This is a genomic window from Streptomyces sp. NPDC033178 (genome assembly GCF_055577685.1).
In genome coordinates this window covers 185,976-200,787 of the sequence record NZ_JBVIPT010000009.1, presented here as the reverse complement: position 1 = coordinate 200,787, position 14,812 = coordinate 185,976, and the positions used below count along the sequence as shown (strand labels likewise).

Here is a 14,812-nt window from a genome sequence, read left to right as displayed (position 1 = left end):
GATGGCCACGACGTCCCTGCTGTTCACGGACGTCCGGTGCGAGAGGGAGGCCGTGTGATGGCCAGGGAACCGGACGGACTCGCCGAGCTGCTGCCGCAGTGGCACCGGCTGCGCGACGCCCAGGAGGGTGAACCGCTGCGCGCGCTGCTCGCCGTCATGGCCGAGCAACTCGACCTCGTACGCGACGGAGTCGAGCAGGGCTACGAGGACCTGTTCGTCGAGACGGCGGCCCCCTGGGTGCTGCCGTACCTCGGCGACCTCGTCGGCTACCGGACGCTGCCCGGCTACGAGCGCGTCCTCACCACCGGTCTGCGGGGCGGCAGTTCGGCCGCGCTCACCGAGGCCGTCGCACCGCGCCGCGATGTCGCCGCGACCGTCGCCAACCGCCGCCGCAAGGGCACCCTCCACCTCCTCGAAGAACTCTCCGAGCGGGTGGCGGACTGGCCCGCCCGCGCCGTCGAACTCTCCCGCCACGTCTCCCACCAGCAGCCCGTGAAGCTGTACGGGACCGGCGGCGCCGAGCGCGGGACCCGCGGCCGTACGGTCGACCTCAGGGACAGCTCGGCGCTCGACCTGGCGGGCGGCCCCTTCGGATCGGTGGCCCGCTCGGTCGACGTTCGCAGGGCCGACTCCCGTCACCGGCAAGGGGGTTGGAGCCCGGCCGGTGTCGGACTCTTCGTATGGCGGCTGAAGGCGTACTCGCTGACGTCCTCACCGGCGTACTGCATCGACCGGGCCCGCAACCTCTACACCTTCTCGATCCTCGGCAACGACACCCCACTGGTAACCAAGCCGGTCCCGGAGCCGTCGCCCACGCACATCGCGACCATCGACAACGTGCCGGCCTTCATCCGCCGCCGTCAGCTCCACGACCGCCTCGCCGACTACTACGGCCCCGGCAAGAGCTTCGTGATCCGGCGCGACGGCGAGGACCGGCCCGTACCGCCCTCCGACATCGTGGTCGCCGATCTGTCGGACTGGCGCTACCGCCCCAAGTGCGGTCAGGTCGCCGTCGACCCGGAGCTCGGCCGGATCGCCTTCGGCGCCCGCACCGCGCCCCGCAAGGGCGTCTGGGTCGACTACCACTACGCGTTCGGCGCCGACACGGGCGGCGGCGAGTACGTACGGGACCGCGAACCGCGTCCGGACGCCACCGTGTTCCGGGTCGGCCCCGGCGAGACGTACCGGCAGATCATGGACGCCTACCGGGCCTGGCAGAACGACCGCCGAGCCGGCCGCTGCGGTCCCGAGGGCATCATCGAGATCACCCACAGCGGCGCCTACCAGGAGCAGCTGGACTTCGACCTCGACCCGGGCGACCGCCTCGAACTGCGCGCGGCCGAGGGCGCCCGGCCGGTGATCCGCCTCCTCGACTGGTACAGCAACCGCCCCGACGCCCTCAACATCCGTGCGGTGTCGGAGGACTGCGCCCCCGGCGAGCGGCCGCGGATCGTCCTCGACGGGCTGCTCGTCGCGGGCCGCGGCATCAATGTCACGGGCCCGATGGGCGCGGTCGTCGTACGCCACTCGACGCTCGTCCCCGGCTGGTCCCTGGAACCCGAGTGCGACCCGCACTCGCCCGAGGAGCCGAGCATCGTCCTGGAACGCACCACCGCGTGCCTCCAGGTCGAGCACAGCATCCTCGGCACGATCGAGGTCATCGGCGACGAGGTCTCCGAGGAACCCCTCGACATCCACCTCCGCGACAGCGTCCTCGACGCCACCGCCGACGACCGCGAGGCCCTCTCCGCCCCCGACTGCCGGCACGCGCACGCCGTCCTGCACCTGCACCGCACGACCGTCATCGGCGAGATCCACACGCACGCGGTCCGGATCGCCGAGAACTCCATCTTCACCGGACGGCTCCACGTGGCTCGCCGAGGCATCGGCTGCGTCCGCTTCTCGTACATGCCCACCGGGTCCCGTACGCCACGCCGCCACCGCTGCCAGCCGGACCTGGCGGGCCCCGAACAGGCCGCTCGCGTAAGGCCGTTGTTCACCTCGCAGCGCTACGGGACGCCCTGGTACGGGCTGTTGGCGGACCGCTGTGCCGAGGAGATCCGCCGCGGGGCGGAGGACGGGGCCGAACCGGGCGCCTTCCACGACCTGTACCGGCCGCAGCGCGAGGACAGCCTGCGGGCACGACTCGCGGAGTACACGCCCGCGGGGACGGACGCGGGGATCTTCTTCGTGACCTGACAGCCCACCCGACCCCCGTCCGAGCCCCGCGCGCACCCGACGCGCCCCAGAACCCGCACGCAATTCCTGAACCAGGGGGATCCCCTTCATGCACGCAGACCTCTCCCGCTCCACGTTCCGCCCGGAGCGGCACTACTCCGCGGTCATCGCCCAGCAGGGCCGCGTCCAGCTCGATGCCGACGCCAACGAGCAGACCGCGATCCAGCTGTACCAGGCCCGCGCGCTCACAGCCGACCTGATCGGCCCGCACGGCGGCCCGCGCGACGCCGCCGGCTTCCGCATCGAGTACGTGGGCGGCAGGCACGACATCGACACCCTGCACATCCACGGCGGCCGCTACTACGTCGACGGCATCCTGTGCGACGCGGACCGCCCGGCTCCCGGCGTCCCCGTACCGGCGGAGGACGAGGAGGACAAGGAGCAGGAGGCCGCGCAGCCGCCCGCGTACTGGACCTACTGGGACCAGCCCGACGGTCACCGGGACCCGGAGAAGCCCGGCGACCGGCTGCCCTCGCCCGCCCAGGCCCCGTTCGTCGTCTACCTCCAGGTGTGGGAGCGGTCGGTCACCGCGGCCGAGGACCCGGCGCTGCGCGAAGTCGCGCTCGGCGCGGCGATGCCGGACACCGCGGCCCGCGCCAAGATCGTCTGGCAGGTCCTGCCGCTGGCCCTCGACGAGCTGGAGACCGAGGAGAGCGAGCCGTCCAGGGAGGTCGTCCGCGCGGCCTTCGCGCGCTGGGCGCAGAAGCAGGCCGCGCCCTCGGCCCGCCTCGCCGCCCGCGCCGAACGGCCCGACCACGCCGACGAGGACCCCTGCCTGGTCAGGCCGGACTCCCGCTACCGCGGCCCCGAGAACCAGCTGTACCGCGTGGAGGTCCACGAGGGCGGCACGGCGGGCGAGGGGACCAAGGGCAGTGAGCCGAAGGGCGCCACCTTCAAGTGGTCCCGCGAGAACGGCTCCGTGGTCTTCCCGGTCGACGAACTCGACGGCACCTGGATCCAGTTGGCGTCCCTCGGCCACGACGACAAGCTCGACCTGGATGTCGGCGACCGGGTGGAGTTCACCGACACCGCGTACGCCTCCCGCCTCGAACCCCTCCCGCTGCTGCGTGTCGAGGAACTGGACCTGCCCGGCCGCCGCGTACGTCTGTCCGCCGAGCCGGAGCCGGGCGTCGGACACCTGCCGCACCTGCACCCGTTCCTGCGCCGCTGGGACCACCACGAGGGCCCGAGGCGCAAGGGCCGGTCAACCACCTTGCGGGGAGGGGCGGTTCCCGTCACCGAGGGGGAGTGGCTGCCCCTGGAGGACGGTGTCGAGGTCTACTTCGCCAAGGGCGGCACGTACCGCACCGGCGACCACTGGATCGTCCCCGCCCGTACGGCCACCGGCAGCGTCGAGTGGCCGGTCGACCCGGCCCGCCGCCCGCTGCTCCAGGGCCCGGCAGGCATCGCCCGCCACTTCGCGCCCCTCGCCCTGGTGAAGGGCGAGGGGGAAGCCCTGGACCTGCGGCTCGCCTTCGGCCCGCTCGCCAGCAGCATCCCGGCGGCGGACGAGGCGACGCTCGCGGCGGAGACCCGGGCGCGACAGGCGGAACAGGCGGCCGAGGCCGACCCCTCCGGCGGGAGGTCGCAGACCACCGCCGAGGCGGAGGCAGCCGTGGAAGGAGACAAGTAATGGCGAAGCCCCTGACCGCGTCCAAGCTGGTGGAGATCCTGCGCGCCGAGGGCCTGACGGTCCACGAGGTGCGCAACTGGCGCCGCCACAACCGCAATTCGAAGGGCCCCTGGGGTCCGATGAACGGCGTGATGATCCACCACACCGTCACGTCCGGCACCGACGCCTCCGTCGACATCTGCTACGACGGATACTCGGGCCTGCCCGGACCCCTGTGCCACGGAGTCATCGACAAGAAGGGCCAGGTCCACCTGGTCGGCAACGGCCGCGCCAACCACGCCGGCCTCGGCGACGGCGACGTCCTGCGCGCGGTGATCAACGAGACGAAACTGCCGTCCGACAACGAGGCCGACACCGACGGCAACCGCCACTTCTACGGCTTCGAGTGCATCAACCTCGGCAACGGCAAGGACCCCTGGCCCGAGGCACAGAAGGAGGCCATCGAGAAGGTCTCCGCCGCGATCTGCCGCGCCCACGGCTGGACCGAGCGCTCCGTCATCGGCCACAAGGAATGGCAGCCCGGCAAGCAGGACCCGCGCGGCTTCACGATGGACGGCATGCGCAAACGCATAGCCGAGCGGCTGCGCGGCAAGGGCGACAGCGGCAGGCCCGCCACCGACCCGAAGCCCGCACCCAAACCGTCGTACGAGCCCTTCCCGGGCGGCGGCTTCTTCCACATCGGCCAGAAGTCCCCCGTCATCACGGCCATGGGCCGCCGCCTCGTCGCCGAGGGCTGCGGCCGCTACGAGAGCGGCCCCAGCCCCGACTGGACCGAGGCCGACCGCAAGTCCTACGCCGCCTGGCAACAGAAGCGAGGCTTCAAGGGCAAGGACGCGGACGGCATCCCGGGCAAGGTCACTTGGGACGCGCTGAAGGTACCGGCGTCCCGTTAGGGGCGCGGGGCTGTGACATTGTGCGGCTCCGCCGCGCGGGCGCGACCAGCCACATCCGACCTGCGGCCGTCGTACGACCCCGGCGAAGTGCTCACGCTCCGCTGGGCGGATACGGCGGCCGAGCCGGAATCGCCGCAGACCGGGACGGCAACGGCGGCAGCGCCGTCTCATGCAGCCAGGACCGGAACAGGTCGTCCAACGGCTCGGTCGCAAACCGAGCCACATGCGTCGTGAACGCCGCCGTGGTGACCGTGCCACCCCGGTGCACCGACACCCACCCCCGCAGCATCCGGAAGAACGCGTCGTCCCCCAGCGCGCACCGCACCGCGTGCAGCAGCAGCCCGCCGCGCTCGTAGAGCCGGTCGTCGAACATCAGCTTGCGGCCCGGGTCGGACAGCCTCAGGTCCTGCGGCAGCGCGGACAGCTTGCGGTGCGCGAGGCGCGCGAGTGCCTGGGCGTCGCGCCCGCCGGACCGCTCCGACCACAGCCACTCCGCGTACTTCGCGAACCCCTCGTTCAGCCAGATGTGCCGCCAGTCGGCGATGCTCACACTGTTGCCGAACCACTGGTGGGCCAGCTCGTGCGCCACCAGCCGCTCCGAACTGCGCGCCCCGTCCACGTGGTTGGCACCGAACAGGGAGAGCCCCTGCGCCTCCACCGGGACGTCCAGCTCCTCCTCGGTGACGACCACCGCGTACTCGCCGAACGGGTACGGGCCGAAGAGCTCCTCGAACAGCTGCATCATCGAGGGCTGCCGCGCGAAGTCCCGGGAGAACTCCGTCAGCAGGTGCGCCGGGATGTGCCCGGCCTGCGGGACACCGCCGAGACCCGGATCGCCGAGCAGCACGGTCTGGTACTTCCCGACGGACAGCCCGACCAGATAGCTGGACGTGGGCGCCGACTGCTCGTACACCCACGTCGTCGTGGACGCCTTGGTCGTACGGGTCAGCAGCCGGCCGCCCGCCACCACCGAGTACGCCGAGGGCGTGGTGATCGAGATCTGGTACGAGGCCTTGTCGGCCGGGCGGTCGTTGCAGGGGTACCAGGACGGCGCCCCGACCGGCTGGCTGGCCACCAGAGCCCCGTCCTCCAGCTCCTCCCAGCCGAGCCCGCCCCAGGGGCTGCGCACCGGCTTGGGGTTGCCCGACCAGTGCACCTCCACGGTGAACGCGGCGCCGGCCCGGATCGGCTTCGGCGGGCGGATCCGCAGCCTGCCGCCGCGGTGCGTGTAGTGCGTCGCCCGCCCGTCGACCCTGACCCGGCCGATCCTGAAGTCGGCCAGGTTCAGCTGGAATTCGGCGACCGGTGACCGCCCCGCTATGGCGTTCAGGCGCGCGGTGCCGGACAGCCGGTTGGGTCCCGGACGGTAGTCCAGGGCGAGTTCGTACCGATGCACCCGGTAACGGGGATCACCGTTCGCCGGGAAGTACGGATCCGCTCCCACTGTCTGCTGAACCACTGAAGTGTCCGCTCCCTGCGCTGTGCTCGTACGGCGTGCCGGTGTTCCCTCCCCGGGCGCCGTACGGGCCGCGCCTAGGGACGCCATGCCTCGATCGGGTTGCCCAGCCAACGGGTGTCGTCGGGAACGGATTCCGCCGCCATGACGAGGGACGCGGGTCCCAGTGTGCTGCGCGCCCCGACGGTGCTGCCGGGCAGAATGATTCCGCCCGGGCCCAGGGTGGCGCCCTCACGGAGGACCACAGTATCCGTCCGCAAGATCCGGTCGTGGAAGAGGTGGGTCTGCAGCACACAGCCGCGGTTCACGGTCGCCGCGTCCTGAAGCGTCACCAGGTCCGTCTCGGGCAGCCAGTAGCTCTCCACCCAGACGCCCTTGCCGATATGGGCGCCGAGGCCGCGGAGCCACAGGTTCATGACGGGAGTACCCGGCACGGACCCGGCCAACCACGGCACGGCGACGACCTCGACGAAGGTGTCGGCCAGCTCGTTGCGCCACACGAAACCGCTCCACAGCGGGTGCTCACCGGTGCGGTGCCGCCCCACGAGCACCCACTTGGCGACCACGGACAGCAGCCCGGCGGCGGCCCCGGCGCCCAGCAGCACGATCCCGGCGAGCGCCCAGGCCCAGGCCCCGAGCGCGCTCAGCGCCGCCACCGTCAGCACGGCCAGCGCGGCCGAGCAGAAGACGGGCACGATCCGGCACAGCTCGACCAGACCGCGCGCCCACAGCAGCCGCGCCGGAGGATCGTACGTACGGCTCTGGTCGCCGCCCTGCGTCGAGCGGGGCAGCTTGACCGGCGGCAGCCCCAGGTAGGAGCTGCCCTTCTTGGCCTTCTTCGGCGTCGCGGACAGCACCCCGACCAGACCGCCGTCCGGCACGGAACGGCCCGGCGCGGTCATCCCGGAGTTCCCGAGGAAGGCGCGGCGCCCGATCTCCGCCCGCCCGATCCGCATCCAGCCGCCGCCGAGCTCGTACGGCGCGGTCAGTGTGTCGTCGGCCAGGAACGCGCCCTCGCCGACCGTCGTCAGGCTCGGCAGCGCGAGCACCGTCGACACCTCGGCACCCCGGCCGATCCGCATGCCAAGCAGCCGCAGCCACACCGGCGTGGCCAGCCCGGCGTACAGCGGGAACAGCGTCTCGCGGGAGCGGTCCATCAGCTGCGTGACCGTCCAGGCCTGCCAGCCGATCCTGCTGTGCGTCGGATGCGTACCGGGCCGCAGCCCGAGACTGAGCAGCCGCACGTTGACCAGCAGAATCAGCGCGTACGTGAGACCGAAGGCCAGCGTCGCCGGCACCAGTGCGACCGCGGCACCCCGCAGCGCCTCGCCGAGCCCGGCCTGGGGCGAGACGAAGACGCTCGCCACGAGCAGCGCGGCCAGACCCGCGACCAGCGGCAACGCGGAGAGCGCGAAGCCGGTCGCGCCGTACATCACGCGCCAGTACGTGCCCTTCTGCGGGCGCTCCTTGGGCCAGTCCCGCTTGGCCTTGCCGAGCTTGGCCGCGGGAGCTCCCGCCCACCGCTGACTCGTGGGGATGTGTCCGGCCACGGCCGAACCGGGGGCCACCTCGGACCGCTTGCCCACCCGGGCGCCCGGGAAGAGGATGCTGCGGGTGCCGACCACGGCGTGCGCGCCGACCTTGACCGGGCCGATCTCCAGCCGGTCGCCGTCCAGCCAGTGCCCCGACAGGTCCACCTCGGACTCCACGGCGGCACCCCGGCCGAGCTTGAGCATGCCGGTCACCGGCGGCAGCGAGTGCAGATCCACGTCGGGCCCGATCTTGGCGCCGAGCGCACGTGCGTACCGCTCCAGCCACGACCCCGTCAGCGAGGTCGCCCCGCTGAACTCGGCCAGCCGCTCGGCCGTCCACAGCCGCAGATGCACGCTCCCGCCCCGCGGATACCGCCCGGGCTTCAGACCCCGCAGCAGCAGCCGCGCACCGCCGGCCGCGATCGCCAGCCGCCCCGGCGGACTGAAGAGCAGCCCGGCCCCCGCCGCGACGACCCACCACGAGGCGGTCGGCACCCACGGATACGGACCGAACCAGTGCAGTACGTTGCCCAGCGCGGCCAGCGCCACGGTCCAGCGCAGCCCGAGCAGCGTGAACAGCGGGACGAGCACCAGCAGTTGAACGACCTTGGCGCGCAGGGGCACCGGCGCGATCTCGCGGGTGGCCCCGTCACTTTGAGCGGACTTCTCCAGATGCCGGGCCAGCTTGCGCAGCACGGGCTGCTGGTAGATGTCGACGACGGCGGCGCTGGGGTAGCGGGTGCGCAGCCGGGTGGTGAGCTGGGCGGCGGCGAGACTGCTGCCGCCGATCGCGAAGAAGTCGTCCCGCGCCGAACCGACCGGGATGCCGAGCACCTCGCTCCACTGCTCGGCGAGCCATGCCTCGGTGCCGTACAGCTGCTCGGTGGGTCCGCCGGTCTCCAGGCCCTCCAGGGGCCACGGGAGGGCGTTCCGGTCGACCTTGCCCGAGGTGCGGGTCGGCAGGTCGGCGACCGGCGCGAGCAGCGGGACCAGGGCGGCGGGCAGCCCGGCGCGCAGCTTCTCGACGGCCGTCGCGTGGTCCCAGCCGTCCTGGGTGACCACATAGCCGACGAGCAGCTGGTTGCCGCTGCGGGCGGTCCGGACCGCGGCCGCGGCACCCGCGACACCGGGCAGCGCCTGGAGTGCGGCGTCCACCTCGCCGAGTTCGATGCGGCGCCCGCCGAGCTTGATCTGCTCGTCGGCCCGCCCGAGGAAGACCAGCCCCTCCGGCTCGGCCCTGACGAGGTCACCGCTGCGGTAGGCGCGCTCCCAGCCGAGCGACTCCAGCGGGGCGTACTTCTCGGCGTCCTTCTCGGGGTCGAGATAGCGGGCCAGGCCCACTCCGCCGATCACGAGCTGACCGCTGCCGCCCATGGGCACCGGCTCGCCGGACTCGTCGACGACGGCCAGCTCCCAGCCGTTGAGCGGCAGCCCGATACGGATCGGCTCCTCGCCGGTCATCAGGGAGGCGCAGGCGACGACGGTTGCCTCGGTCGGCCCGTACGTGTTCCAGACCTCGCGGCCCTCGGTGACCAGCCGCTGCACCAGCTCGGGCGGGCAGGCCTCACCGCCGAAGATCAGCAGCCGGACCTCGTTGAGCGCCTCCGGCTCCCACAGAGAGGCCAGCGTCGGCACGGTGGAGACGACGGTGATCTCCTGCTCGACCAGCCAGGACCCCAGGTCGGCGCCACTGCGCACCTGGGAGCGCGGCACGGGCACCAGACAGGCGCCGTAGCGCCAGGCCAGCCACATCTCCTCGCAGGACGCGTCGAAGGCGACGGACAGGCCCGCCATGACCCTGTCACCCGGGCCGATCGGGTCGTCGGTCAGGAACAGCTCGGCCTCGGCGTCCACGAAGGCGGCGGCGCTGCGGTGACTGACGGCCACGCCCTTGGGCTTCCCGGTCGAACCGGAGGTGAAGATGATCCAGGCGTCGTGCTCGACACCGGGCCGCGCGGCAGGCGTCTCGCTGCGCCCGTCGACGGTCAGCTCGTGCCCGGCGCCGACGACGGCCCGCACCCCGGCCTCGCCGAAGACCAGCTCGGCCCGCTCGTCCGGGTCCTCGGCGTCCACCGGCACGTAGGCGGCGCCCGCCGCGAGGACGGCCAGGATCGCCACGTACAGCTCGTTGGTCCCCGACGGGACCCGGACGCCCACGCGGTCCCCGAGGCCCACCCCGGCGGCGCTCAGCCGCCGCCTCAGGGCCTCGACCTCGACGGCCAGGGCGCGGTAGCTGAGGCAGCGGTGACCGTCGTCCAGCGCGGGCTCGTCGGGGTAGGCCCGTACGGACGCGTCGAGGATGTCGACGAGGGTGCGGGGTGAGGCGGCGGAAGCGGCGGTGAAGCGGGCCGGGTCGCCGAACTCCGCGCGCACCTCTTCGTCGAACAGCGCGAGTGCGGGTCCTTGTTCGAGGGCTGCCATCGGGTCCTCACGTGTGGTTCCCGGAACGTCCGGGGGAGCCGGCGGGCCCGCAGGTATGCCTGGGGATATTCCGGTCAGCTCCAAACAAGCGTGTAATTTTAGTACGACGCTAGCCCCCGACCTGCGGCTCAGCCACGTGAGGAGGCCCCTGGAGGGGCTGGAGGGCGCCTGCTCCACCGCTCTGACGTGGGGGTCTGTCATCCTGACGAGATCTGCCCCACACATGGCCGTAACACCGTTGAGCCAGGGGGCGTAGACAATGAGTGAGGGCCGCGACCAGTTGGTCGCGGCCCTCACTCATCTGATGTGTCCGAGGGGGGACTTGAACCCCCACGCCCGATAAAGGGCACTAGCACCTCAAGCTAGCGCGTCTGCCATTCCGCCACCCGGACAAGGTGCCTGTCGCGCGGGTTTCCCTCGCGGCGACGGAGGAAACATTACCAGGCTTTCGAGGGCCCCCGATCACGGGGCGACGGCCCTCCGGTGACCGGTCGGCGGGCGTGAACGACGTGTGACGGGCCTGGTCCGCCCTTGGGGTGGGCAGGGTCGGAGAGGGAGGATGGAGACACCGCCGACGGGAACACCGCCGGCAGGCAGCGTGGGAGGAAGCAGCGTGAGTGAGCCGGACACGAGCAGGAGCGTCACGGGTGAGGACGAGGTCGTCGACCTCTGCCGCGAGCTGATCCAGATCGACACCAGCAACTACGGCGACCACTCGGGCCCGGGTGAGCGCAAGGCCGCCGAGTACGTCGCGGAGAAGCTCGCCGAGGTGGGACTCGAACCGCAGATCTTCGAGTCGCACCAGGGCCGCGCCTCCACGGTGGTCAGGATCGAGGGGGAGGACCGCTCGCGGCCCGGGCTGCTCATTCACGGCCACACCGACGTCGTACCGGCCAATGCGGCGGACTGGACGCACCACCCGTTCTCCGGCGAGATCGCCGACGGCTGTGTGTGGGGCCGCGGGGCGGTCGACATGAAGGACATGGACGCGATGACCCTCGCGGTCGTCCGCGACCGGGTGCGCAGCGGCCGCAAACCGCCCCGGGACCTCGTGCTGGCCTTCCTGGCGGACGAGGAGGCGGGCGGCAAGTTCGGCGCCAAGCACCTCGTCACCAAGCACCCGGACCTCTTCGAGGGCGTGACCGAGGCGATCGGCGAGGTCGGCGGGTTCTCCTTCACGGTCAACGAGAAGCTGCGGCTGTATCTCGTCGAGACCGCCCAGAAGGGCATGCACTGGATGAAGCTGACCGTGGACGGCACCGCCGGACACGGTTCGATGATCCACCGGGACAACGCGATCACCGAACTGTCCGAGGCCGTCGGACGGCTCGGCCGGCACAGGTTCCCGGTGCGCGTGACGAAGACGCTGCGGCACTTCCTCGACGAACTCGGCGACGCGCTGGGCACCGAGCTCGACCCGGAGAACATGGACGCGACGCTCGCCAAGCTCGGCGGTATCGCCAAGCTCATCGGCGCCTCGCTCCAGAACACCGCCAACCCGACCCAGCTGGGCGCCGGTTACAAGGTGAACGTGATCCCGGGCCAGGCGACCGCGCACGTCGACGCCCGCTATCTGCCGGGCTACGAGGAGGAGTTCCTCGCCGACCTGGACCGGATCCTCGGCCCGAACGTGAAGCGCGAGGACGTGCACGCCGACAAGGCGCTGGAGACCACCTTCGACGGGGCTCTCGTGGACGCCATGCAGACCGCGCTGTCCGCCGAGGACCCGATCGCCCGGGCCGTCCCGTACATGCTCTCCGCCGGCACCGACGCCAAGTCCTTCGACGATCTCGGCATCCGCTGCTTCGGCTTCGCCCCGCTGAAGCTGCCGCCGGAGCTGGACTTCGCCGGCATGTTCCACGGTGTCGACGAGCGGGTCCCGGTCGACGCCCTCAAGTTCGGAGTGCGGGTCCTGGACCGCTTCATCGAGGCGTCCTGAACCCCCGCTTCTTCGAAGCGTCCTGAATTAACCCGCTGAAACGACACTCCAATAATCGCCAGCGCGTACGGAGTCGACTGAGAAGAGTGAATGGGCTCATAAGCTCGTAGCCCTATTACTCCCTCCTCGTTACAGGTGATGCGATCCGCGGCTGGGATCGCATTGCCAACAAGGAGGAATAATGATCAAGAAGATCGTCGCCGCTGCTGCTGCCACTGGTGGCATCGTTCTCGCCGGTGCGGGTATCGCGGCTGCCGACGCCGGTGCTCAGGGTGCTGCCGTGCACTCTCCCGGTGTGCTCTCGGGCAACGTCGTCCAGGCGCCCATCCACGTGCCGGTGAACGTCTGCGGCAACACGGTCTCCGTGATCGGGCTGCTGAACCCTGCCTTCGGCAACACCTGCACCAACGTCTGACGTTGTGCTCACCTCATGAGGGCCTGCACCCCATGAAGGCCTGAAAACCCATGAGGGTCTGAGTCCGCGGCCCCGGAGCGCACGCCATGCGCTCCGGGGCCGCCGACATTCCGTGTTCAGCATTCCGCAATTCCGCGCCCGCGCATCCCGGCGCGTGCGCGTTCCTGAAGCCCCACGGCTTACAAGGATCACAAGGCAGGGAAAAGCTATGCGACAGGTCACCCGCAACGGCCTGATGACGGTGGCGGCCGCGACCGGCGTCCTCGCCGCCACCGGCGGTTACGCGCAGGCCGACTCGGGGGCGCACGGCAGCGCCTCGGACTCCCCGGGCGTGCTCTCGGGCAACTCGGTGCAGGCGCCGGTGCACGCGCCGGTCAACGTCTGCGGCAACACCGTGAACGTGGTCGGGGTGCTCAACCCGGCGGTGGGCAACAAGTGCGCCAACAAGGGCGGCGGCTCCGGCCACCACCACTCCGGCGGCGGATCGCACGCCGGGGGGCACATGAGTAACTCACCCGGCGTGGGCTCGGGCAATCACGTCCAGGTTCCGGTCGACGTGCCGGTCAACGTCTGCGGCAACAGCGTCTCCGTCGGTGGTGTCGGCAACGCGGCCACGGGCAACGACTGCGCGAACACCGGCGGCGGGCACGGGTCGACGCCGCCCGGTTACGGAGAGCCCAACCCTCCGGGCAAGCCCGGTCAGCCGGGGGATCCCGGGGACCCGGGGCAGCCGGGCAAGCCGGGGGAGCCCGGTAAGCCGGGACAGCCCGGGGACCCGGGCAACCCTGGTGACCCGGGTCAGCCCGGTGGACCTGGTGGCCACGACGGACCGGGTCGGCCCGGTGGCGTGGACCTGGGCTCCTCGAACCCGAACGACCCGGGCGCCCAGGCCGTCTCGCAGCCCAAGGGCTCCGAGCAGCTGGCGCAGACTGGCAGCGAGCTGCCGCTCGGCCTCGCGCTGCCGGTGGGTGCGGGCGCGCTGCTGATGGGCGCCGTGCTCTACCGCAAGGCACGCGCCTCCGCGTGAAACGACGCCATGACACGGCAAACGGTGTCATGGCAGCACAAAAGCCCCCAGGGGTAGATGAACACGCCCCCGCTGGGGTCGACGGAGCGGGCCCCGCACGCGCGGGGCCCGCTCCGTTTCAGCCGTCCCTCGTCACCACGTGGCACGCACCTGGCGGATGATCCGCCGGCGCAACCGCACCCTGCGGCTGCCGTCCGGGTGGAGGCTGAGGCGGTCCAACTCCCAGTGTCCGTACTCGGCATGGTCCGTCAGCAGTCGTGTCGCTTCCTTGCGGGAGACCCCGCGCGGCACGTACACGTCGACAAATTCGTATTCCGGCATCGCATCTATTGTGCGTGTGGAGGCCGTGTACGGATAGCGTCTGCACTATGTCTGATGCTGCGCAGCCCACCGCTGCCGAGGTACGCGCCGCCGCCGAGGCGGTCAAGGCCGCGCTCGACCGTCACCTGGCGGCGGTCGAGCGCAGGACGGGTGAGGACGACCCGGCCGTCTACGAGGCGTTCAACGAGCTGGCCGCGGCCGCCGAGGAGTACGACGAGCTCCTCTACGACCGCTATGACGAGGTCACTCCCTTCGAGATCCCCGGCACCGAGGACGCGCTGCCGTACACCGGGCCGGAGGAGCCCAACGCGCTGAGCGTGCTGATCCGCCGGGACTACACGGTGGTCGAGCCGCAGCGGCTGCTGGCGCAGGCGCAGCGGGTGGAGGCCGTGGAGGAGTCCGGGGCCGCGGCCGCGGGCTTCGACGCCGCTTCGGGGACCGTGCACGGGGCCCTGGGCGTCCTCTTCGGCGAGTTCGAGCCCGACGAGATCGCCTCCCGGCACAAGGAGTTCGGTCTGGAGGAGGCCGACTCCACGCTGTGGGTCACCGCCGCGGACGAACCCGCCGAGCCGGGCGAGTGGCTGGAGGCGCCGTTCGACCACGCCGATCCGCATCAGGTGGTGTGCCGCTTCGACGTCAGCGCGGTCTTCGACGAGGAGACCGGGGCCGACCTCGACGACGACATCGAGGACGCCGTCGAGCCGGAGCTCGACGAGGACGAGGACGAGGACCTGGAGCCGCTCGACGCGGACCGCTGAGGCTCACGTCGGTCAATACCGGTTCACGCCAGTCCTTACGGTGGCGGTCGCCGGGCGGGGAGCCCGGTGACCGCCACCGGCGTGTCCGGGACTCGGAGGTCGGGTTCGAGGCTGGTGCCCCGGACCTGTGGGCCCGGGGCGTGCGTCAGCCGGCGGCTGGGATCTGGGCGTTGAGTAGG

The 14,812-nt window shown here is 71.7% G+C and carries 10 protein-coding genes and 1 tRNA gene; 7 read left to right on the top strand and 4 right to left on the bottom strand.

Annotated elements, in window-relative coordinates; all coding sequences use genetic code 11:
• Window positions 1-57: 57 nt before the first annotated feature.
• The 3 genes from ACZ5VQ_RS23420 to ACZ5VQ_RS23410 all read left to right on the top strand — a co-directional run bounded on the left by ACZ5VQ_RS23420 (window position 58) and on the right by ACZ5VQ_RS23410 (window position 4,764).
• A complete protein-coding gene (locus ACZ5VQ_RS23420) occupies window positions 58-2,199 on the top strand; it encodes a hypothetical protein (RefSeq protein ID WP_469106551.1) in 2,142 nt (713 codons plus the stop codon).
• Between the two features lie 88 nt (window positions 2,200-2,287).
• Entirely contained in the window at window positions 2,288-3,871 is a 1,584-nt protein-coding gene (locus ACZ5VQ_RS23415) for a DUF6519 domain-containing protein (RefSeq protein ID WP_469106550.1), read from the top strand.
• Window positions 3,871-4,764: a peptidoglycan-binding protein gene (locus ACZ5VQ_RS23410; protein WP_469106549.1), complete on the top strand. Its 894-nt coding sequence runs from the start codon at window positions 3,871-3,873 to the stop codon at window positions 4,762-4,764. The genes ACZ5VQ_RS23415 and ACZ5VQ_RS23410 overlap by 1 nt, the downstream gene beginning before the upstream one ends.
• 91 nt (window positions 4,765-4,855) lie before the next feature.
• On the opposite strand, the gene ACZ5VQ_RS23405 is transcribed toward ACZ5VQ_RS23410, so the two are convergent.
• The 3 genes from ACZ5VQ_RS23405 to ACZ5VQ_RS23395 all read right to left on the bottom strand — a co-directional run bounded on the left by ACZ5VQ_RS23405 (window position 4,856) and on the right by ACZ5VQ_RS23395 (window position 10,565).
• Window positions 4,856-6,310, bottom strand: a complete 1,455-nt coding sequence (locus ACZ5VQ_RS23405) for a M1 family metallopeptidase (RefSeq protein WP_469106548.1) — start codon at window positions 6,308-6,310, stop codon at window positions 4,856-4,858.
• On the bottom strand, window positions 6,298-10,173 hold the full coding sequence (locus ACZ5VQ_RS23400; RefSeq protein ID WP_469106547.1) for a Pls/PosA family non-ribosomal peptide synthetase: 3,876 nt from the start codon (window positions 10,171-10,173) through the stop codon (window positions 6,298-6,300). The genes ACZ5VQ_RS23405 and ACZ5VQ_RS23400 overlap by 13 nt, the downstream gene beginning before the upstream one ends.
• A gap of 307 nt (window positions 10,174-10,480) precedes the next feature.
• Window positions 10,481-10,565 (bottom strand) — tRNA-Leu (locus ACZ5VQ_RS23395).
• 167 nt (window positions 10,566-10,732) lie between these two features.
• Between ACZ5VQ_RS23395 and ACZ5VQ_RS23390 the strand changes: the two genes are divergently transcribed.
• The 3 genes from ACZ5VQ_RS23390 (at window position 10,733) to ACZ5VQ_RS23380 (ending at window position 13,554) form a co-directional block, all read left to right on the top strand.
• On the top strand, window positions 10,733-12,112 hold the full coding sequence (locus ACZ5VQ_RS23390; protein ID WP_469106546.1) for a M20/M25/M40 family metallo-hydrolase: 1,380 nt from the start codon (window positions 10,733-10,735) through the stop codon (window positions 12,110-12,112).
• A 181-nt stretch (window positions 12,113-12,293) separates the two neighbouring features.
• Window positions 12,294-12,527: a chaplin ChpH gene (gene chpH, locus ACZ5VQ_RS23385; RefSeq protein ID WP_398895791.1), complete on the top strand. Its 234-nt coding sequence runs from the start codon at window positions 12,294-12,296 to the stop codon at window positions 12,525-12,527.
• Window positions 12,528-12,735: 208 nt separating this feature from the next.
• Window positions 12,736-13,554, top strand: coding sequence for a chaplin (locus tag ACZ5VQ_RS23380; RefSeq protein WP_469106545.1), 819 nt, complete (start codon window positions 12,736-12,738; stop codon window positions 13,552-13,554).
• A 132-nt stretch (window positions 13,555-13,686) separates the two neighbouring features.
• Here ACZ5VQ_RS23380 and ACZ5VQ_RS23375 read toward each other — a convergent pair whose 3' ends face one another.
• Window positions 13,687-13,875 carry a DUF5703 family protein gene (locus tag ACZ5VQ_RS23375; RefSeq protein ID WP_165340867.1) on the bottom strand — a complete coding sequence of 63 codons (189 nt, stop codon included), beginning with the start codon at window positions 13,873-13,875 and terminating at the stop codon, window positions 13,687-13,689.
• Window positions 13,876-13,922: 47 nt separating this feature from the next.
• On the opposite strand from ACZ5VQ_RS23375, the gene ACZ5VQ_RS23370 reads away from it, so the two are divergent.
• A complete protein-coding gene (locus ACZ5VQ_RS23370) occupies window positions 13,923-14,633 on the top strand; it encodes a hypothetical protein (RefSeq protein ID WP_469106544.1) in 711 nt (236 codons plus the stop codon).
• Window positions 14,634-14,812 lie beyond the last annotated feature (179 nt).